The sequence below is a fragment of the bacterium genome (assembly GCA_030247525.1).
In the GTDB taxonomy this organism is placed as follows: domain Bacteria; phylum Electryoneota; class JAOADG01; order JAOADG01; family JAOADG01; genus JAOTSC01.
The window spans coordinates 1-22,110 of sequence record JAOTSC010000045.1; the positions used below are offsets into that span (position 1 = coordinate 1).

General features: G+C 49.1%; 16 protein-coding genes and 1 tRNA gene. 9 read left to right on the forward strand and 8 right to left on the reverse strand.

Annotated elements, in window-relative coordinates; genetic code table 11:
* Positions 1-1,465 (reverse strand): aromatic amino acid ammonia-lyase (locus OEM52_06195; protein ID MDK9699714.1); only part of this gene is annotated, 1,465 nt, incomplete at its 3' end.
* 366 nt (positions 1,466-1,831) lie between these two features.
* Here OEM52_06195 and OEM52_06200 point away from each other — a divergent pair.
* The gene (locus OEM52_06200) at positions 1,832-6,706 is read left to right on the forward strand and encodes a S8 family serine peptidase (protein MDK9699715.1); all 4,875 of its coding nucleotides are present in this window, start codon (positions 1,832-1,834) and stop codon (positions 6,704-6,706) included.
* 87 nt (positions 6,707-6,793) lie between these two features.
* Here OEM52_06200 and OEM52_06205 read toward each other — a convergent pair whose 3' ends face one another.
* Together OEM52_06205 and OEM52_06210 are read right to left on the reverse strand one after the other, a co-directional pair.
* Positions 6,794-8,296 carry a PEGA domain-containing protein gene (locus tag OEM52_06205; protein MDK9699716.1) on the reverse strand — a complete coding sequence of 501 codons (1,503 nt, stop codon included), beginning with the start codon at positions 8,294-8,296 and terminating at the stop codon, positions 6,794-6,796.
* The gene (locus OEM52_06210) at positions 8,265-8,885 is read right to left on the reverse strand and encodes a hypothetical protein (protein ID MDK9699717.1); all 621 of its coding nucleotides are present in this window, start codon (positions 8,883-8,885) and stop codon (positions 8,265-8,267) included. The genes OEM52_06205 and OEM52_06210 overlap by 32 nt, the downstream gene beginning before the upstream one ends.
* 123 nt (positions 8,886-9,008) lie before the next feature.
* Between OEM52_06210 and OEM52_06215 the strand changes: the two genes are divergently transcribed.
* Positions 9,009-9,221, forward strand: coding sequence for a hypothetical protein (locus tag OEM52_06215; GenBank protein ID MDK9699718.1), 213 nt, complete (start codon positions 9,009-9,011; stop codon positions 9,219-9,221).
* A 1-nt stretch (position 9,222) separates the two neighbouring features.
* Positions 9,223-10,233: an NAD(P)/FAD-dependent oxidoreductase gene (locus OEM52_06220; GenBank protein ID MDK9699719.1), complete on the forward strand. Its 1,011-nt coding sequence runs from the start codon at positions 9,223-9,225 to the stop codon at positions 10,231-10,233.
* A 375-nt stretch (positions 10,234-10,608) separates the two neighbouring features.
* Here the strand turns inward: OEM52_06220 and OEM52_06225 are convergent, their stop codons facing one another.
* Positions 10,609-11,493, reverse strand: a complete 885-nt coding sequence (locus OEM52_06225) for a T9SS type A sorting domain-containing protein (protein MDK9699720.1) — start codon at positions 11,491-11,493, stop codon at positions 10,609-10,611.
* Between the two features lie 582 nt (positions 11,494-12,075).
* Here OEM52_06225 and pstB point away from each other — a divergent pair.
* The 6 genes from pstB to OEM52_06255 all read left to right on the forward strand — a co-directional run bounded on the left by pstB (position 12,076) and on the right by OEM52_06255 (position 19,779).
* Positions 12,076-12,837 (forward strand): phosphate ABC transporter ATP-binding protein PstB, encoded by a 762-nt coding sequence (gene pstB, locus OEM52_06230; protein ID MDK9699721.1) that lies wholly within the window; start codon positions 12,076-12,078, stop codon positions 12,835-12,837.
* 134 nt (positions 12,838-12,971) lie between these two features.
* Positions 12,972-13,649, forward strand: coding sequence for a phosphate signaling complex protein PhoU (phoU, locus tag OEM52_06235; protein MDK9699722.1), 678 nt, complete (start codon positions 12,972-12,974; stop codon positions 13,647-13,649).
* 183 nt (positions 13,650-13,832) lie between these two features.
* On the forward strand, positions 13,833-14,477 hold the full coding sequence (locus OEM52_06240) for a DUF47 family protein (GenBank protein MDK9699723.1): 645 nt from the start codon (positions 13,833-13,835) through the stop codon (positions 14,475-14,477).
* Between the two features lie 11 nt (positions 14,478-14,488).
* Positions 14,489-15,475 carry an inorganic phosphate transporter gene (locus tag OEM52_06245; protein MDK9699724.1) on the forward strand — a complete coding sequence of 329 codons (987 nt, stop codon included), beginning with the start codon at positions 14,489-14,491 and terminating at the stop codon, positions 15,473-15,475.
* A gap of 642 nt (positions 15,476-16,117) precedes the next feature.
* Positions 16,118-18,400 (forward strand): LamG domain-containing protein, encoded by a 2,283-nt coding sequence (locus OEM52_06250; protein ID MDK9699725.1) that lies wholly within the window; start codon positions 16,118-16,120, stop codon positions 18,398-18,400.
* A gap of 527 nt (positions 18,401-18,927) precedes the next feature.
* Positions 18,928-19,779: an MBL fold metallo-hydrolase gene (locus tag OEM52_06255; protein ID MDK9699726.1), complete on the forward strand. Its 852-nt coding sequence runs from the start codon at positions 18,928-18,930 to the stop codon at positions 19,777-19,779.
* 81 nt (positions 19,780-19,860) lie between these two features.
* Here OEM52_06255 and OEM52_06260 read toward each other — a convergent pair.
* From OEM52_06260 to OEM52_06275, 4 genes are all read right to left on the reverse strand, one after another.
* Positions 19,861-19,933: transfer RNA gene (locus tag OEM52_06260), tRNA-Lys, on the reverse strand.
* Positions 19,934-20,082: 149 nt separating this feature from the next.
* On the reverse strand, positions 20,083-20,418 hold the full coding sequence (locus OEM52_06265; protein MDK9699727.1) for a hypothetical protein: 336 nt from the start codon (positions 20,416-20,418) through the stop codon (positions 20,083-20,085).
* Positions 20,419-20,570: 152 nt separating this feature from the next.
* Positions 20,571-21,539: a DUF4249 domain-containing protein gene (locus OEM52_06270; protein ID MDK9699728.1), complete on the reverse strand. Its 969-nt coding sequence runs from the start codon at positions 21,537-21,539 to the stop codon at positions 20,571-20,573.
* Between the two features lie 18 nt (positions 21,540-21,557).
* On the reverse strand, positions 21,558-22,110 hold a 553-nt coding region (locus tag OEM52_06275; protein ID MDK9699729.1), incomplete at its 5' end, for a TonB-dependent receptor.

A 22,110-nucleotide genomic window follows, 5' to 3' on the forward strand; every position in this document is an offset into this window, starting at 1 on the left:
CCTTCATCGCGTTATGATCCGGGAACAACGGACGGTCGATATCGAGATGATTCACCACGTTGCGAACCGCTTTCTTTGCCGCCATGGTGCCAAGCCCCGGCGTAAATTCGCGGAAGTCGAGCGCCTGTGCGGCCGCGATGAATTCGATCCCGAGAATGCCATAGGCATTGTCGATAATCTGCATCGTTTTGAGCGCGGTATTCCAACCCATACTGACGAAATCTTCCTGATCAGCGGCAGCGGGAATCGACTGAATGCTTGCCGGCGCCGAAAGAATCCGTTGTTCGACAATGAGCATATCGGCGGTATACTGACTGAGCATGTGCCCGGAGAACATGCCCGCTCCCTTCGTTAGAAACGCGGGGAGACCAACGCTAAGTGCCGGGTGGAGCAGTCGGTTGAGCCGTCGCTCGGACAATACACACACCATAGTAATGGCGGCGTCGAGCGAGTCGAGCGGAAGACTCATCGGACAACCTTGGAAATTCGCGCCGGACAATACAGTATCGTCTCCGGCGACAAAAATCGGGTTATCGCCGATGCCATTCAATTCGATCTCAAATTGTTCGCGGGTCCATCGTAATTGATCGCGGGCGGCACCGATTACCTGCGGAGTCGAACGCATGCTATAGGCATCCTGCACTTTCACCTTCATCTTGCCGGTGGTGAGGTCGGAGCCCTTCATTATCTTCCGCAGATTGTCCGCGCTCGTCATCGCCCCTTGGAAACCACGGAGGGAATGAATGCGCGCATCGTACGGCTTCATATTCGCGAGCAACGCTTCGAGCGACATTGCGGCGGCGATTTCCGCTTGTTTGAGCCAGCGTTCCATATCGTGTATCTGCATCGATCCGACCGAGCAGATAAAATTACTGCCGTTAATTGCCGCTAACCCGTCGCGCACTTCAAGCCCGGGAATCGCGATCCCGGCTTTCGCCATCGCATTTGCCGTCGGCATCCGCACGCCCTGATAAAACGCTTCCCCTTCGCCGAGCAACGAGAGCGCAATCTGGGACATCGGTGCGAGGTCGCCGCAAGCGCCGACGCTTCCCTTATTGCAGACGACCGGCGTCACGCCTTTGTTCAGCATTTCGACATAGGTCATCGTGATTTCGGGACGACACGCGGAGTAACCCTGTGAATGAACGTTGATGCGGGCAAGCATCGCCGCGCGGACATGTTCGACCGGCATCGGTTCGCCGATTCCCGCGGCATGATTAAAGACGAGATACTTTTGGAAGTCGCGGGTCTGTTCGTCGTTCAATACGATTTCTGCCAATTCACCGATTCCGGTATTGACACCGTACATCACTTCTTTTTTGGCGACTTTACGATTCAGAAATTCGCGGCAGACTTTGATTTTTTCGAGAGCTTCGGGGGCGAGTACGACCGGTTCGAGATTGCGAGCGACCGCAACGACATCGTGTACGGTAAGTTTACGGTTTCCGCCGACGGTTATGGACATCGGATTCTCCTTACATGGGAAATCGTCACTGCAGAGCGGTGACAAGACATATTCGTGAGCGTGTTCGGTTTCCGGTTTGGTAGGAAAGAGGTTCGGCGGGTTCACACGCTGTGAAGTTATCCCATCCTAATTTGCGAAAAATCTCAGGGAGGGTCAAGTAATTGTCACTTTAACGCGACTTTGTGATTGTTATCACATGTTATTGTTTCGTCTAAGTTTTATGCTCTTGGTTATGAGACATTCTTCGATAAAATTACAATGTTTCTGCTGTATTGCCAAAGCAAAACGAGCGCACCTTTTCCCAATTGTCTCTCATCCTTGGCGCTACCATTTCCATCCCTGCAACATCTCAATATCGGAGGTCGTATGAAACGGCTTGTGATTTTCTTGTTAACTTGTTTTGTGATGATTACTAATAGTTTTGGTGCTTCAAATGACGACTTGAGAGGTGACCGTGTCGAAGTAAAGTTCTCACGGAGCTTCTATAACACACTCATCCAATTACACGACGGTTGGATTCCCAATCCGAGCGGCAACTCCCAAATTGACGCGCTGATGACGAAACATCAGGTAACGAAACTAGAACCGTACTTTTCTCATGATCCGATTTCGATGAAAAATGAAAGCTTCTTTGCGTTAGAAATGGAAACGATCTACAAGTTCGTTCTACCCTTCGAGGACGCCGACAAAAATCGTTACGTAGATATATCTGACATTGTCCAAGCACTCAAGAATATCGAGGGTGTTGAATTTGTTGAGTTACCGGTGTTTCAAGAAGCTCACTTCACCCCCAATGACCCGTACATGACTACCAACCGGATGTGGGGTTTGGATTCGATGCATTGCCGTCAAGCGTGGGATTACCAGCAGGGAAATCGAACAGCATTAGCAGTTACCATCGATACCGGGGTCTGGTGGGAACATCCGGATTTAATTGGTGCAATGTCGGTAAACCCCTTGGAAGATTACAATCACAACGGATACTTCGATCCCGAATACGATAACGATGGTATCGATAATGACGGTAACGGATTTATCGATGATGTTATTGGCTGGGACTTTATGAGTCACAGTGTGAGCGGTCACCCGAGTATGCAGCCAGCCCCCGGTGAAGATTATTCTCCCCGCGACAATTGGCCTACTGATTTTCACGGTCATGGTACCCATGTTTGCGGTACCTTGGCGGCAAGATCCAATAACGCCACCGGAATTCCCTCTGCCGGTTTTAACGTTAAAACGATGGCGGTGCGGGCAGGATTTGGGTATCTCAAAAGTACTGGTGGTTTTGCGGGTGGGGGCTATGACGACGACTTTGCTGCGGCGATCCAATACTCGGTGAATTGCGGTGCAAGAATTATAAGCATTAGTTACGGAGGAACTGGCTCGTCGAGTGCTTATCAAACTGCAGTCAATTATGCCCGTAGAAACAATTGTTTGGTGTTTGCGTCGGCTGGCAATGAAAATAGATCTACATTAACCTATCCCGCTGCGTGTAACGGTGTGGTAGCAGTTGCGGCTTTACAAACCCAACACCGTCGAGCCGATTTTTCTAATTACGGCACTTGGGTCGATATCGCAGCACCAGGTGTTAGCATCTGGTCAACATTGCTAACAAACGCCTACAACACCGGGCCCTATTCGTCTAAGGACGGCACATCGATGGCGTGCCCTAATGTTGCGTCGGTTGCGGCATTGGTTTTAGCTCACCGGCCCACCTTAACGGACGATGAATTAGAACAGGTCTTGTATTCTACTGCGACCAACATCGCATCGTTTAATCATGCAAGCTTTAACGGACTATTAGGTCGCGGCTGTGTCGATGCCGCAAGGGCTCTCACTGCAATAGCACCCGTGACCGTGACCTATCCAAATGGTGGCGAGCATTTCTATGGAAACGATATTTGGCCAATTCGGTTTGTTACGAATGGGATAGCCAATGTTAATATTCATCTTGACCGGGATTTCCCGTCAGGTTCTTGGGAACAAATCGCCGCTAATATCCCAGCATCTTCCAACACATTTGATTGGACTGTTACCTACCCGGTTACAAACAATGCCCGGATTCGGGTGGTGAATTCAGCAAATCCTGCACAAGGTGACACGAGCGGAGCCGATTTTTACATCGAAGCAACCAGTTACCTTCCCTACTATCAACATTTCAGCACAACCACCTTTCCTCCGGCGGGATGGTCGCAAAACTCAACCAATATCCACCAAAGATGGCAGCGCTCTACGCATGCAAATGCAAATGATGGCGTTGCACAGATGTATTTTGGGACATCCGGTGAAATCAATGATCGCTATTTCCTTTGGTCGAGTCCTTTTTCAACCATGAGTCGGGTCGGGGCAACGCTCGAATTTGATTGGTGCTATAATCCAGGTGCTATTGCCGCATACGATACGTTAGTCATCGGCTATTCGCTCGATGGTGGCGAGACCTTTAATGAGTTGTTGGCAAAGACCCGCAATGGTACAGGTGAAAACGCGTTGGTTGCCGGTACCGGCGGTTCAGCCCAAACCCCCGCGGCTTCGAATTGGGGGCATTGCCGGATAAGCTTGCCGAGTGAGGCGATGAACCATGCCGCAGTTCGGGTTGGCTTTGCCGCCGTACGCAATCATGGCATCGCTCCCAATGGACCTGACATCTACCTTGACAATGTTTCGATAATTCAAACGATCCTACCGGTTGCGCCGACCAATGGCTCCGCCTGGACGATGTCTTCCAGTGTAATTCGAGTGAGTTGGACTGATGTCGCTACCGACGAAACGGGTTACAAGATTTTCTATTCGATCACCGGCGAAGAGGATTATGAATTGTGTGCGGAAACGTCCGCAAATACGACATCGTTCGACATCGGCAGTTTACGTTCTAATACTCGATACTACTTCCGGATTTATAGTGTCCGCGATGGTTATGCTTCTAATAGTTTTGCCTCCTGCAATGATCGCACATTCATGATCCAGCCGTTAGCACCGACAGTTGGGAACATTACTCAAACGACCGTGGATGTGACGACGCGGAGTGAAGAGGCAATCGGAAACCCATCGAATGGGACTTATGTATTACAAGCATATTTCCCAGCCGAAGGAAGCTATCAATACGTTCAAGAGGATGGAACGCTCGGTGCAACTCCGTTTGTCTCGGCACCGCGAACAATAACGGTTAAGTGGTTTTTGCCCGGTACATCGTTAGTGTTTTATTCGATTCCTTGGTCAACCGACCCGCTTATAAACAATCAATGGGGTGTCATTTCCCAACAAGCAGCAACGGAAATTCGTCCGAATAATACCTTGCCTTATACACTGGGATTCGATGAAATGATATTCCCACCAACGGATTGTCAGGTGATGGGATTCGATGCCGGTTTGACTTGGGTGAGTCATACGCTGCCGGATGATAACCGTAGTATGAAGATCGAGTGTTACAATTATCAAGCAGTCGGAGAAGTCGATTACTTCCTATCGCCATATTTCAATACCAGTGGCGCAACTACTGCACACTTGACTTTCGATTGGAGCTATACCCCTTATCCGGGTTATGTCGATACGTTGGTGGTTGGGTACGTTCTCGGTTCCGTAGGGAATATGGTTCCCATGGCAACCATGTACTCCAACGGTACTGGATGGGAAGCACTCGCGGCAGGCACTGGTGGTTCTTCCAACGCTCCGGCGACTTGGGGAACTTGGGGACATGCTGACATTCTGCTGCCAGCAGGTGCAATAAATCAAGCACCGCTTCGTTTCGCGTTCAAGATGATCAATGGATGGGGTGCTAATCTCTATATCGATAATATTCAAATCGAAGGAATCACACCGCCGATGGCGCCTTCGAGTGGATACATCGATGAGCGAACGGATACCAGCTATCGCCTCCATTGGACTGATAACGCCAACAACGAATGGGGTTTCTTTGGTATGGTTTCCGGTAACGGTGTTAACTATGAGTTATTGGGAACCGTTGGACCCGATGTCACCGATTTTCTGTTTACGAACCTGACGCCCAATACCCTCACGTACCTGCGGGTTTATGCATTTAATGCGGCGGGGATTAGTTCAGAGTACACGGAAGTCGAGGCTTGGACCGCTTGTGCGGCACCGCAACCACCAGAGCGGTTCGCCGAGGGAACAAACTTTTGTTCGTTTACAATTCGGAGTTCCGTAGTACCGAGTCCCGATACAACCCGTTACTCAGTGTTTGAGTTTACTACCGGGATGTATCTTCAACCGGATGGAACGCTTGGAATAGCTGAGGTAAAGCAAACCCTTTCACAGTGGGGTCCCTTTATTGAAGTCAATGGATTAGAATCGTCGAATGATTATTGGTTTGCCACCACCGCTTGGACAGGACCGGAGTATTCGATTCCTTCAAATCCGTCAAGCACATTGGATGTTTATACGTACATGGTGTTGCCATATACGGAAACATTCAGCCGGACCGACGCATTGGATCGGGGATGGCGTATCGAAAACGAGGATTTTACTCCCACAACTTGGCGACGATATGACGGTTCAAACTCAAACGATGGCTGTGCGCAAATGCCGTTCATCGAATCGTTTGCCAACGGTTCCGCTGACATCCTTTGGACGCCGCCGATTTACACAGTTGGTTGTCCGACGTTAACGCTCTCATTCGATTGGTCCTATGTTGCATTAATTGGAAATGACGATACCCTCAAAATCTGTTATGTGATAAATGACGGATTCCGCTCGGAAGCGATTTGGCAACGCTACGCATCTGGCGGCAACCAGCAGACCACCCTGATCGCAGGCGTTGGCGGGTCGGTTACTTATCCCGGTATCGGCGGGATGTGGGGTCACGCGGAAATCGAAGTCCCAGCGGAAGTATTGGGGCAAGTGAAAGTCAGTATCGGATTCTGTGGTGTTAATGGCGGCGGAAGTAATCTATTCGTCGATAATGTGAACATCACGGGTTGGCCGACCGCGCCAGCAGCACCGGAAATTCTTGGCGCATCGTTTAGCAACAACTGGTTCACCCTGTCTTGGGCGCCGGTGCAGGAAAATATTACATACTACAAGATATACCGTAGTTTGGATCCGTACTTTACACCATCACCGGAAAACTTCCGTGCACAAGTGCATATCGCCTACACCGAATGGACCGATACGGGCGTTGCCGGTCAGTACTACTATCGGGTAACGGCATTCAATGGGGCATCGACCGATGAAGTCGATGTACCCGTTCGGATGAATTTACCGCCGCCGCCATCGACGAAACAGTAGCACATTGTAGATTGTTTAATGAACTCGACCAAATGATAAAATGCCCGTTGCAAAACGGGCATTTTCACAAATTGCGTTTACTGTGAATTACAAGATCACGATCCGGCTAAGCAGATACACTGCGGTCGAGCTGCTGCTGGTGCGAACAATTAAACGGTTTTCACCGGCTTGCAACCAGTTGCCGATGCGCCACTCGTCAAAGCCCGGGGGGTCCTCCCGATCAAGATTACGCGTCGGTGTAACATCGCCTGCAACAGTTTTCCCGTTTAATTCAACCGAAATTCGGGTTTTACCGCTGACAGTGAAGGGATAGGAACGATTGGTCGCATAACCGAACAGTCGCAGCTTAAGGTTATTCTTATCGATGCCATCCGGTAGAACGAAGCGAAGCTCAATCGCATCGGAACCGGCAGGGTTGCGGTTCTGATAGCCATATCCCAACTCCCACGACCAGAAGTTCACATCTTTGAAATATTTCTTTTGTGGACCATTCGCATTGTCAGTAGTGAAATTCCCATCGGCATAAACACCGTAAAGAATTGATGCGTCGCCGCTTCTCACGCCGCCTTGATTGTCAATAGAAACCACTAAGGACAATAACGGTTCGTAGGTTCCCACGATTGTTGCAACCGAATTACCAGAAGTTATCGAGACATGTACCGGAGCCGGGGTGCGATATCCTTCCACAGCGCCAAACGAGAGGGTGTACTCACCATACGCGAGCGGTTCGATCGTGACTTCACCTGTTCCGCGCAAAGAGCCGTCAAGGAACACTTTACCATTGATCGGGCGGGTACTGACGAATGCTCTGCCTTGAGTCGCCTGTGCTTCCGCCACCAACTGAAACAACAGATTTTGCATTGAACTCGCCGTTGCCAGCGAAACAATTTGTTCGCCGTCGATGGCGCGATAGCCGCTTTTCTTTACGACAATCCGATGGATCCCCAGTGGCAATGTTGCAACATGCGGGGTAAGCTTACTGGTCGGTGTGTTGTCGATCCATACTTCAGCGCCGGAGGGATCGCTTTCGATTCGTACCGATGCATATTTCGCATCGATTACACGCGGGTTTTCCTCTGATGACTTTAAGTACTCCTGCTCACCGAGACCTCGCTCCGGTACTGGATTCGTTTGAGGAACGCCACGCTTAAAAACCGAAGGTAAAGCAGCGCGCGGTGCCGGTTGCTGAGCGACGGGTGTCTCAGTCATTGTATTTGGATCGCCCGGGATCAAGCGAAAGGAGGCGAATGATTTCGATTTTCTTTGAACGTCGATTACCAGCGACTCTGGAGAACACACAAAGTGTTGCATGGTTACTTTTATCGTGTATTTGCCAAAGCTGTTGGTGCGAAACTCGTACGGCGTTACCCCGATTTTGATGCCATTGATTTGTACAACGGCACCACGCGGTTCGGATTCGACGATTACCAAAGCTTTTCGGTCACGTAGTACAAATTGGTATAACGCCCACCCGCCAGCTAATGCAAAGACAAATCCGATCAGCAGAACTGCTTTCAGTTGATCGCGGCCACGTTTGATTTCCGGCGCAATGTCCGGATCAGTCCAGAATTCCCAAAACCTCGATCTCATACTGTATGCCTACCCAAGTTGTTCCAGAATGATCCAGAGTTATAAATACCGGTTTATGTACTTCTTTTGGTGTTAATGCGAACACGATGCCCGCCGCGCCGATGAATGCCGCCGCCAATCCAAATCCGCGCATTTTCTCGCCGACCGAGCGTTCATGTGCCGGATCTTCTCCAGCATTCTCCAGTTCATTTGCCCGGTTGAAGTGCGACCGCGATTGAAAAACATTGTACACCCCGAATCCCATCACCACTGCCGAGGGGATTACCCAGTTGGCATAGGGGCGCATCTTCATCGATTTCAGTTTTACTGCCGGAAGACCCGGCGACGTGACCACTGGATTCTTGCCTGGAACCGGCGCGATATCGGGACGAGGAAGCGATGTTCCTTCCGGTTCGATAATCTCCAGCAAATCGCTCCAGATGAAACTCCGAGCGCCAAATTCGCCCCGAGTGAACACCGAGTCCCTCGATTGGAACACCGAATCGGCTTCGAACGGCGAGCCATTAACCGGATAAACAACGTACGGTTTGGCTAAAGACACCGTTACTAAAACCAGCAAAGTTCCAATGGTACGATAGAAAACATTCATAGTGCAAACCTTCGAGAAGGTAATTCGGATGCATCGGAACTGCAACCGGATTGAAGAAAGCATCCTCCGTTTGTGGAGTTACGTTCTACATGTTACTTTTTGTCGAACCAGAAGGAGTAATTTATGGATACCCCCCCACCCGATGCGACACCGGTTGAAGCAATTCAATGGGCATTGCATCATGAAATCGACGCGGAGAAAATCTATTTTCAACTAGCGCAGCAGATGACCAATCCTGCGACACGTAAGATGTTCCTCGAACTTGCCAACGAAGAGGCAAAACACAAACTGTTGTTACAAGCCGAACTCGACCGCTACCTCTACCAGGAGAATTAACATGTCCGACTCCGCAGCGGCTGGGTCCCCGATGACCGTCGATATTGGAATTATCGGAGCGGGACCGGTCGGTTTGTATGCGACGTTTTATGCCGGATTGCGCGGGATGTCAGCAATCGTCTTCGATAGTATGCCACAACCGGGCGGGCAATTGCAAGCGCTGTACCCCAAAAAGAAGATATACGACGTTCCCGGGTTCCCGGCGATTCTTGCCGAAGAGTTGGTGAACAACTTGCACGAGCAATCGGTACGCTACAAGCCCGAAGTGCGGCTGAATACCCGTATCGATACGCTGGTGCCCGCTGGCGAAGGGTTTGCCCTAACAACCGTCCACGGTGATACGCTGCAGGTTCGCAGTGTGTTGATTGCGGCAGGATTGGGCGCGTTTCTGCCCCGCAAACTCGATTTACAGGACGCGCAGAAACTCGAAGAGCGCGGCGTGTATTACGTCGTCCACAACCCCGAACAATTTCACGGGAAGCGTTTATTGATCATTGGCGGTGGCGATAGTGCAATCGATTGGGGTTTGACGCTCGTACCCCATGCTAAAGAGTTGACGCTAATTCATCTGATGAAAAAGTTTCAAGCCCATGAGATGAATGTTAACGAATTATTGAACACCAAAGCGAATGTTCATGTCGAATATCAATTGAAGACGATTCACGGTGACGAACATGTCGAGGCGGCGACCATCGTCAATAATGTCACTGGTGAAGAAAAGACGATTGCGGTCGATGCGATTCTTTGCTTTATCGGATTCCTTACCAATTTAGGACCGATTAAAGAATGGGGATTGGCGATTCGCGGGAATGGCGTCGTAGTTGATTTCGATATGTCGACGAATATCCCAGGAATCTTTGCGGCGGGCGATATCGTTTACCACCCCGGAAAAATCCGCTTGATTTCCACCGGATTCAGCGAAGCGGCGATTGCCGTGAATAATGCGAAACACTACCTCAATCCGAAAGACAAAATTCAGCCGGGCCATTCCTCGAATATGAAGATGGAATAGGTGCTGGGTGTTGGGTATTGGGTGATGGGTGTTGGGTAGCGGCAGGTCTCCAGACCTGTTGATTTTGAGTAAGGGCGAACCTCGTGTTCGCCCTTTTTTTTGATAACGACAATCGATAGTAGGGGCAGACCCTATGTTCGCCCTTTTTTTACAGGTCTGGAGACCTGTCAGTACCCATTTGTCCCGCGACAGGAATGTCGCGGCCACGCATATTTTACCGATCCCCGAATCCCGAATTCCGAACCCCTACAACGTAGGACAGACACTCTTGTCTGTCCATAAAAAAAGAGAGGCGTATACCATACGCCCCTACTTTCCACCACCCATTGCCGATTGCCCAACCCCCATCACCTTACACCCTACACCCTACACCTTTCACCTTAGAAGAACCATCTTCCTAGTCTGTGTGAATTCACCCGATTGCAATCGTACGAAATATGTACCAGTTGCGAGGGTTGTGCCATCGAATTTGATTTGATACGATCCCGGATTCTGATGGAAATTTACGAGGGTTGCCACTTCCCGACCGGTGATATCGAATACCTTTAAATCGACTTTTCCCATTTTCGGAATTGTGTATTCGATGGTAGTGGTCGCATTGAATGGGTTGGGGTAATTGGGGTGAAGGGAGAACTTTCTTAGTAAGTTTGCATTATTGATTTCATTCACAGCAACACAATCGGCAAAACTGAAAATATGAAAACTATTAGCACCATAGACAAAAGCTATTGAATCAGTAAGAGTTAGTTTTCGAATTCCTTGGTTATCCGGGAGTGAATAATACCCTATTTCTCGCATATTTAATGGGCTTGAAGCGTCGATTATCCTTAAGCCACTAGTGCTTGACGCTACGAAAGCTAAGTTACCTGAAAATCGAACATCATAGGCAATTCCCTGAATAGGAAACCTCCCAACAACATTGAGATATGGCACTGACAGATCAAAAACGCTCAAACCCATCATGGTACTTGCAATAAGTTGATTATCCGTTAAAGCAACAGCAAAAAATGGCGAGGTGCTTGCGATACCACTGATTTGGATTAGTTGTCTGTTGACATCATGTACTTCAATACTATAAACGCTGTCACCTACATAAGTATCTCGACAGACTAAACTGATGATACTATCATGTAAAGCAATCGAGCAAGGGCTATTAGTGCTCGTGACGATAGAATTATTCAGGCGGTGATCATTTGATATTACAGTTTTGGTAAGAAAAGCTTCGGTACAGGCAAAGATAGAATTTCCGGACTGCACCATACATCGATAATTCTGACTTCTGGGTTGTATGATTGAATCGATTACGATGGGTGTTAGCCTGTTATGAATATCCAGTGATCTCATAACATTACCGCTACAATAATAGAGGTAATCCCCGTCTATTGCTGAACATGCTATTGAGCTTATTGTATCAAAGGAACTAACTTCAAGCGGTTGAGTGGGGTTTGCGATGTTAAAAATATGGAGCCCTGAGCTCCCGCTAACGTATGCAAAGTCTCCATTTACAGTTACCGACGTAACATTGTATGGGCAGGCTACACTTGATAGTCGTCTCACCCCCAAACTATCCTGCGCGAAGGTAGCGGAGCAGAGAAATAGCGTTGACGTTAGAAGAACGGTAGCAGAAAACATACGGGTGGAACACATGGGTTTACCCTCCCTGAGTTGGCAAGCGAGTTTCTCGTATTAAGAAAGTAGTAACGCATTTTCCCGATTTCAAGCGAAATTCCCTATCTTAGAAAAGAATCCTCACAGAATGTTAACAATTGTTCGCGACCTTTGGTCCGTTGGGTACCGGGGAGTGGTTCCCGACCAAGCGAGTGTTGTCAGTAATGGAAAGCCATGACCAACGAATATGTAATCGAAGTTGCCAATCTTGATTTTTTCTACGGTGCGACCCAAGCGCTGCATACGATCAACTTGCAGCTCGAGCGGAATAAAGTCACTGCGCTCATCGGACCATCCGGGTGCGGTAAATCGACGTTTCTCCGCACTCTGAACCGGATGAACGATTTAATTCTCGGTACCCGACTCACCGGTTCGATTCAAATCGACGGCGTCGATATCTACGCGCCGACCACTGATATTTTCGCCCTTCGCCGCAAAGTCGGCATGGTCTTCCAAAAATCAAATCCGTTCCCGAAATCGATTTTCGATAATGTCGCCTACGGACCTCGTATTCACGGCATCAGCGACCGTACGATTCTTTCTGAAATTGTCGAAACCAGTTTGAAGCAAGCGGCGTTGTGGGAGGAAGTGAAAGACCGCCTCGACCGCAATGCGCTTGGTCTCTCCGGCGGTCAGCAACAACGGTTGTGTATCGCCCGCGCGCTCGCCGTGAAGCCGGAAATTCTCCTGATGGATGAACCGGCATCGGCGCTCGACCCCCAAGCCACCACCCGCATCGAAGATTTAATCGCCGACTTGAGCGAGAAGTACACTATCGTCATCGTTACCCATAACATGCAACAAGCGGCACGGGTCTCCGACTTCACCGCCTTCTTTTACGAAGGGGTTCTCATCGAGTTCGGCGCGACTGACCAACTATTCCAGAATCCGCGCCTGAAAAAAACCGAAGATTACATCCAAGGCAGATTCGGATGATTTTTCTTTTTTTTTGTTTTCCGGTTCAAGGTAAAGTTATGTTGGTTTTAGTTGAACCGGTTTTGAAGTTTATAGGGAGTTCGCAGCAATTTCTACAAAGCTGAGATAACGAGAAATTTCGTGAGGATATAACCGTGCATCATCTTGATCGCGAAATCGAAAAATTGAAGAAGAGCATTCTCGAAGTAGGAACCATTGTCGAGGAGAGTTTGCGGTATGCGATGCAATCACTCTTAACCCGTAGCGCAGAACCAGCAAAACGGGTGATTCATACCGACCCCACAGTGGACATCCGCGAAGTATTGGTCGAAGAAGAGTGCCTGAAAATTCTCGCGCTGTATCAACCGGTCGCGTATCAATTGCGGTTTGTCATTGCAGTATTGAAAATCAATAACGATCTCGAACGAATCGGCGATCTCGCTGTCAATATCGCGCAACGATCACTCGACTTGATGAAGTATCCCCCGTTGGAATATCCCGTCGACTTCAAACGGATGGCGTGGACCGTCGAACAGATGCTGGCAAAAAGTCTCGATGCATTGGTCAATCGCGATTCGACGTTGGCAGTCAAAGTTTGTATGCTCGACGATGAAGTTGACCAGATGCACCGCGACTCCTACCCCACCGTCGCCAAGATCATCACCGAACACCCCGAACAAGCGGAAGCGTTGCTCCATCTGCTATCGGTTTCACGCTACCTCGAACGCTGTGCCGACCAAGTCACAAATATCGCCGAAGATGTGATTTATTTGGTGGAAGGAAGTATCGTCCGGCACAAACACAAACACGAGTCCCCCAATAACGAAGAATAATCTCTGACACGACATTGGTCGGGTCGCATCGTTTTGCACAAACCAATAGGTAAATGTTAAGATTCTGTTAAGATAAATCACCCCCGTCGCTAAGGTATTGAAAAATCCAATACCATTTTGAAAGCGGCGGGTTTTGTTGTAAACTCTTAACGATTTCTTAACACAATTAACCTGAGTGAACCCATGCGACTCGACCGGATTCTACAGGCATTGCTCCCCCACGATGAGCACTTTTTCACCTTCTTCGAAGAGTCAGCCAACACCATCGCTACCGCGTCGGCGTTGCTTTGCAAACTCCCCGGCGCGTTGCCGGGCGAACGCGAGCAGCTTATCGCGAAAATCTCCGAATGCGAACATGCTGGCGACAATATCACCCACCAAGTATTTGAAGAGCTGAACCGGACGTTTGTCACCCCATTCGACCGCGAAGATATTCATATGCTCGCATCGGAATTGGATGACATCCTCGATTACATCGATGGCAGCGCCCGCCGGATTCATCTCTACAAGGTGAATAATTGTCCACCGGCGATGCTCGAATTGATGGAGTGTCTCCATCTATCGGTTATGGAACTCACGCGCGGCATTCCGATGTTGCGCAATTTTTCTAAACCGGAGGCGCTCAAAGCGGTAATCCAAAAGGTGAATGAGTACGAAAATACCGCCGACTCGATTTTCCAACGGGCAATTGCCGATCTCTTCGATAACGAACCGAATGCCATTGAGATCATCAAACTCAAAGAGATTTTCGTTGCGCTCGAAACAGCTACCGACAAATGCGAAGACGTTGCTAACGTTTTCGAAACTTTACTGATTAAGCACGCGTAATCTGGCGCATCATGTTAACCTTAGTCATCTTTATCATCTTTGTCGCGTTAGTCTTCGACTTCCTGAACGGATTCCACGACTCTGCCAATTCGATTGCGACCATCGTTTCCACCCGCGTCTTGACGCCGCGGAAGGCGGTGATGTGGGCGGCATTTTTCAACTTGGTCGCCGCCTTTATGTTCGATGTCCATGTCGCAAAAACGATTGGTAAGGGATTAGTCGAATTATCGGCGGTGAATGAATATGTCGTACTTGCCGGGCTGCTGGGCGCGATTGTTTGGAATCTCCTCACTTGGTGGTTCGGTATCCCTTCCAGTTCGTCTCATGCGCTCATCGGCGGGTATGCTGGCGCGGCAGTCGCGCGGGCCGGGTTTGATGTGGTGCTGTATCACGGTTGGACCAAAACGATCCTATTCATCTTCATCGCACCATTGATGGGGATGGTGATGGGATTTCTCCTGATGGCGATTGTGATGTGGATTATGCGGGGGCGTTCCGTTACAAAATCGAATAATGTGTTCCGGAAATTGCAGTTGGTATCGGCGGCGGCGTATAGCTTGGGACACGGTACTAATGATGCGCAAAAGACGATGGGTATTATTACTACCTTGCTCGTCACTGCCGGATTTCTTGACACCTTTGAAGTACCCTATTGGGTGATTCTTTCATCGCATTTCGCCATCGCAATGGGAACCTTGTTTGGGGGGTGGCGGATTGTGAAAACGATGGGTCAGAAAATTACCAAACTGAAACCGTCGGGCGGCTTCTGTGCTGAAACGGCGGGCGCGATCACACTGCTCGTCACGGCATTCGGCGGAATTGCGGTCAGCACTACCCATACCATTAGTGGCGCAATTATGGGCGTAGGCGCTACCCGGCGCGCATCGGCAGTCCGTTGGGGACTCGCTGGCAACATCATCATCGCTTGGATCCTCACGATACCCGCTTCCGCGCTCGTCGGCGCAATCTCCTACTACATCGTCAGCATCTTCGAATAATTTTTTTACTGGTTGGGTAGGGGCGGACTCCCATGTCCGCCCGAGTAGGTGAACAGACAAGATTGTCTGTCCTACGGTGTAGGGGCGAGATTTATCACGCCCGAAAGTAGGGGCGGACTCCCATGTCCGCCCTTTTTCTGTAGCGCGGACAACCCCGAAGGGCTCACGTTTCGTAATCATGTCTGCGTTTATTGGTGGTTACGGGCTTCCAAGCCCGTCGGTAGGGGCGTATGGCATACGCCCTAACACATTTGGGTACTGGCGATTCTCCAGAATTGCATTTTTTTTATACAGGTCGGGAGACCTGTCAGTACCCATACAAAAAAGAACGGGCTTGGAAGCCCGTAACCACCGAACCCTGCCTGACTTCGCGAGGAGTCCGCCGAACGGCGGACGACGTGGCGATCTCAGCAATGAGTTGGAGGTTAGGCAACCCGCCTTGCGGCTCACCGAAGGCACTCTTGCCTGACAAGATTGGGCGACCCAAAGGGTCTGCCCCTACTCCAAAATTCTATTCTCCCCAAATCCACTTGCTCTGCGAATCGAATTGCTTTACGTTTTACTATCTTTTCCAATTAGATAAATGTTCATTAAAACAAACCACACCCCAATTCACTTCACCTCAATTTTGGAGGCAGAATTATGAAAAATTCAAAAGCTCTTTCCTGTACTATTGTAGTGCTTTTGTTCACTTTGACTGCAAGTCCACTATTCGCGCAAACTCATTCACTTTTGTTTGATGGTGTTAACGATTATGTGGAATGCTTTGACGGTAGTTTACCAATCGGCAATACAGCAAGAACTGTTGAGTGTTGGGTAAAACTTAGATCAGTGCAACATTTCACCTCTCTCGTGTTCTACGGTACAGCGACCAATTCACAACGATTTAATCTATTTAGTTTTAATGGAAATCTCGACTTTGTCGGTCACGACAATGACATGACATCAAATTTCTACATTGCCGATAATATGTGGCATCATGTTTGTGTTACTTACAATGGAACGCAAGTAGTACTGTATGGCGATGGAAATGCTGTCGCAAGTTCAAACAAAAACTTGAACACAGTTGGATCAACTTTGCTGATTGGAAAAAGCACAAATCCCTTTACAGCATACGAATTTCTTGATGGACATATAAGCGAGTTAAAAATCTGGAACACCGCCCGCTCGCAATCCGAAATTCAATCAACAATGTACTCTTCCCTTACTGGTACAGAGCCCGGTTTAGTCGGCTACTGGCGTTTTAATGAGGCTGCTGGCACTACCGCATACAACGATGTTCCCGGTGGTGCAAATGGTACGATCTACGGAGCATCTTGGAGTACAGATATTCCCCATGTTGTTGCACTTGTTAGTCCTAACGGAGGAGAATCTTTCCGAATTGGAACACAAGACACCATCCGGTGGTCAAGTGTCGGATTCACAGGTAATGTGAATATCGAACTGAATCGCAATTATCCAACTGGGGCATGGGAAACATTGTTTGCTGATACTCCAAATGATGGGCAAGAATTGTGGACTGTCACTGGACCACCTACTCCAACTGCTCGGATTCGAGTTACTTCTTTAACAAATCCCGCAGTAAGTGACACATCAAGCGCGGGGTTTCGAGTTTTCCAATCGAGTGCGCCTTTTGTAAAATCTCTATCTTTTGATGGTGTAAATGATTCTGCAAGTGTATCAAACAACAACTTGCCAATGGGAAATTCACAACGAACAGTTGAGTGTTGGTTTAAAACCAATCAAATTGATACTATTGCGCCTGTTTTATGGGTTTGGGGATCACTTGCATTTGAGCGCAGTGCATTTGGTCTACACTTACAAAATGGAACACTCAACTTCTTTGGAAATCTTTCTGGGGATGTTAGAACCGATCATTTCGTGGCAGATGATTGTTGGCATCATGTTGCAGTTGTATATGACGGAGAACTATTAAAAATAATTGCTGATGGTGAAGAGCTAACCACAGCTAATAGGGATTTGAATACATTAACTACAACTTCGTCAGATCTAAAAATTGGGAAAATGCTCCCAGGTACCGCGTTACCTTATTACTTTCGAGGAAATCTTAGCGAGTTAAAAATCTGGAATACCGCCCGTTCCCAATCCGAAATTCAATCAACAATGTACTCATCCCTTACTGGTACAGAGCCCAGCTTAGTCGGCTACTGGCGTTTCAATGAAGGTGCAGGAACTACTGCATATAACGATGTACCGAATGGTGCTAACGGCACGATCTACGGTGCGACATGGAGTGCCGATGTACCGCAATTCGTGAGAGTGACTCGTCCCAATGGTAATGAAATATTCCGGGCGGGAACGGTTGATACTTTGCGTTGGATTGGCTTCAATACCGGTGCGATGCGGATTGATTTGAAACGTACATATCCAACTGGGAGTTGGGTGACGTTGTTTGATTCCGTTGCCAATACCGGATTTGTTCCGTGGTTGGTGACTGGTGAAACATCCACTGCAACCCGCATTCGGATAACGACGCTTGCCGAACCAATTCTTTCCGACACTTCCGATGCCAACTTCACAATCCAATATCCCGAACCGGCAGCGCCGGGCAATCTTGCTATCACGACTATTGGTGAAAATGCGAATCTCACATGGGCACGGGTCGATACCAATATCTATGGGCAAGCAATCACGGTGGAACGTTATATCGTGTTCTTCCGGGCACAGGAGAGTTACGGTTGGAATTTCCTCGCGGGAACGTTTGGTGCTAATGCAACTTCCTACACCCATGCTTTGGTCGTGACCCATTCCCCGGCGATGTATTATGAGGTGCGGGCATGGATCGGCGATAGTGATACGTTTGACCGGATAGTGCGGGAATTTTCCATTGGTACACCGGAAGAGGTGGTATTGCAGCGATTAGGTGGGCAAGTATCACGACCCATAGTGAAGAAAGTAGAGTAGGGATTGAATTTTTTTTGTGGTGGTTACGGGCTTCCAAGCCCGTCCGTAGGGGCTGACCCTCTGGGTCGCCCATGTAGGTGGACAGACTTTTCTGTGGTCTGTCCTACGGTGTGGTGGTACAGGATTCCAATCCTGTCTTCGCTGTTTCTGTTCCAATCATACAGGTCTGGAGACCTGTAACCACCATAAAAAAGGGCGAACACAAGGTTCGCCCCTACCCAACACCCATCACCCAGCACTTATTTGGGTACTGGCGATTCTCCAGAATTGCATTTTTTTTATACAGGTCGGGAGACCTGTCAGTACCCCTACAAAATAACGGGCTTGGAAGCCCGCAACCACCAAAAGTCAAATCTGTTACAGGCGAGGACGCCTGTCTCTACTATTGTCGGGCGGACGTGGAAGTCCGCCGCTACCCCCACAAAAACACCAACTCTACAAATCTCCCTACATTGCCGGGGCGATTCACGTACCACTCTTTTTGTGACTGGATGTTTCAAGTACAACCCTCCGATAGGAAATGAATCATGACCCGAGTTGGCTCCTATACCATCGAAATACTGGATACCGGCACCTTTGCCCTTGATGGCGGTGCGATGTTCGGCGTGGTCCCGAAGGTAATGTGGCAGAATAAAATCGCCGCCGATGAGATGAACCGGATACCACTCGCGTTACGCGCGATGCTAATTCGCGGCGGCGGGAAGACGATTCTGGTCGATACCGGTATCGGAGAGAAATGGTCGCCGAAACTGCTCGACCTCTATCATATCGAACAAACCATGCACCCGTTGGTAACCGCATTAGCCGCGAAGAATATTAGGCCGGAAGAGGTGACGGATATTATTACAACCCATCTTCATTTCGATCATGTCGGTGGCGCGACGATGTACGACGCGAATCGGAAACTCATCCCTACGCTACCTAATGCAACGCTCCACGTACAACGGACAAATTGGGAACACGCTATCGATCCTAATGAAAAAGATCGCGCGAGCTACCTCCCGGAAAATTTTCTACCCATCAAAGAGGCGGGACTACTTCATCTCGTCGATGGGGAAACCGAGATCCTCCCGGGAATTTTCGTGACGGTGTCGAATGGACACACCATCGGACAACAGACGGTACGGGTCGGTGAAGGGAATGATGCGGTGTGGTACTGCGGTGACTTGATTCCCACCAGCGCACACTTGCCAATTCCGTGGGTGATGGGGTATGACCTGTTCCCGATGCAAACAATTGATGAGAAAAAAGTGTTACTTCCGATTGCGGCAAAAGAAGGTTGGCGACTCTTTTTCGAGCATGATCCGCATACAAGCTCCTGTACTATCGCTTGGACGGACAAGGGTCCCCAAATTGCCGAACGCGATGTCGTAGAGTGAGATGCAGTTCTGCGGGCACCGATACTACTTAAACGGAATGGAAAACAAAAAAACGGTCACCGCTGTGCGATGACCGTTACGTGAGCCGCCAGGGACTCGAACCCCGAACCGACAGATTAAGAGTCTGCTGCTCTACCAATTGAGCTAGCGGCCCATGTCCAAATAGTTGAGCGAGCTAAAAGTAACGGAAAATTAACCCCGAGTCAAGCCGGGCTTTTTCAGCGGCTTTCCCGTAGCAACTTCTACGAAAATACCAGTCCATCGCTGGCAGTTTAGTTCAACCACAAACTGACCTGACGATGGTCAATACGCTTTCACAAACAGCTTCACCAGCCGCCAGGTTATCCCATCGTACAAAAAGTAGTAATCTTCGTAGATACAACTCTCATACCCTTCAATCAGGTACCGAGATGTATCTTCCGACACCTCCACCGTCACTGATATCTGCTCAGCAAAGCCAAAATTACCATCGGTATTGAGTCGAAGCGGGAAACTCTCGCGTTCCATCTCAATGCTGTAGGTCGAATCGCCATCGGTCCATTCGTAATGGAACGGAAACTCGACATGGTCGAGTTGATACTTCTCTTCGGCGTAAAACTTTCGGGCGAATCGGGCAAATTTATCTTCGAGTGAGCGCATCTTCTTCTCACTCGCAGACGATGCGAATACGAGCAGAAGGAGTATCAAAAGGATGCGAAGGGGGTTGCGCATAATACCGAAAATGTACAGGAAGGTAATACCGGATGCAACAGCAGGGGCGTTATAAAACACCCCTGCAAAGTCAGCAAAAACTACCGAGTAACGCGCACCATTTCCAGGAATACATAGTGTCGGGTATATGCGCCGAAACAACCAAGACCGCCATGGACATTGCTTTCCGGGCGTTCGGTGCCATCCGAGTTCCACGTCGAGAACAAGTAACGGTAGTATTCGTAGGATACTGCCATTGCATCGAGCCGGTGTGGTCCCGAGAACGTGAAGAATCCCCAAAACAGCGAAAGCGAACGTTGATAGTCGGTAACAAACATCATCCCCGCCCGCTCATTCCGTTGTTCTTCGGTCAATTCGTCGTCGGGATCGTTGGGATCCCAATCGGGATCGAGTGGAATCAAACTATCCGGTGCAACCAGACACATTTGTCCGAACAAATAACCGCCGCGCGGCCGCGAGTTGTAATTGATATTCCGCCACGCATCGCTCCAACTGATGTCGACTAAATTCATCTCCCGATTGTAACGTGGGTACTGTATCGGTAAATGCAGCGAATCGGCAGGTCTGACATCGGTTACTGCCTGCAGTGCCGGATCGGAAAAATACAGGTCAAATGTATCAGGTGTCATTGTCTCGGCGGTGAGTTCGAGTACTCCTGATTTTATAGCTATTAATCGATACCACGTGAGCGGTTGAACAAGTTGGGTACTATTGGTGACATAAGCGCCAGCCCGTCCCGCTTTGTCGGTATAGCGAACCACTTTTCCTGCGCTATCGATGACGGTACCGTAGTCGTCCCGCAACGGATAAATCTGAATCTCGGCGCCTGTGATACCATTTGCTTCCGGGCTGTACACACCACCAATGTTTTTATCGACCCATTCCAGTTTGATTTCGTTGAATAATTCGCCCGTCGACAAGTATGCATGCAGCATTGGTTCGGGCGTATAGTCCGACACTTCCGTCGGTTGGTTCTCGCAACCGATAGCGGCAAACAGAAAGAGGAGTGGTAGTAAGAACCGGGTGTACTTTATATATATCGTTTTCATGATGTTCCTCGAATCCGGTTAAAATTTCACTTCGTATGCGACCATTGGCAGGATGGGAAGCAACTTCACATCCGTAACCTCGACCGGATTTTCATCGGTGTTGTAGTCGCGATAATAAATCGCCCGGCGACTATACACATTGTAGATACTGATATTCAGAATAGCCGGTAGACCGAAGAACTGGTGTTTGTAATTCGCACTCAGATCCAATCGGTGATCGGCGGGGAAGCGATAATTATTCTCAGCGCCGAACAACATTCGGCGATTTTCCGAATTAAAGAAGTTGCTCGGATATTCCGGGATGTGGTACGTGTAGGTTCCCAATGCGCGGGTGTAGCCTTGTCCGGTGTTGTATTTCCATTGTCCGGAGATTTCCCAGCGGTCGTTGATTTCGTAGGTGCTGACAACAACAAAGTCGTGGCGGCGATCCCACCGCGGGTAATACCAATTCCCAAAATTGATATAGGTATCGGGAAACTTTCTTCGCGTCCACGATAACGAGTATCCGATCCAACCACTCATCCTGCCCGACTTCTTGCGTACCATTAGCTCTGCGCCGTAGGCGTTGCTC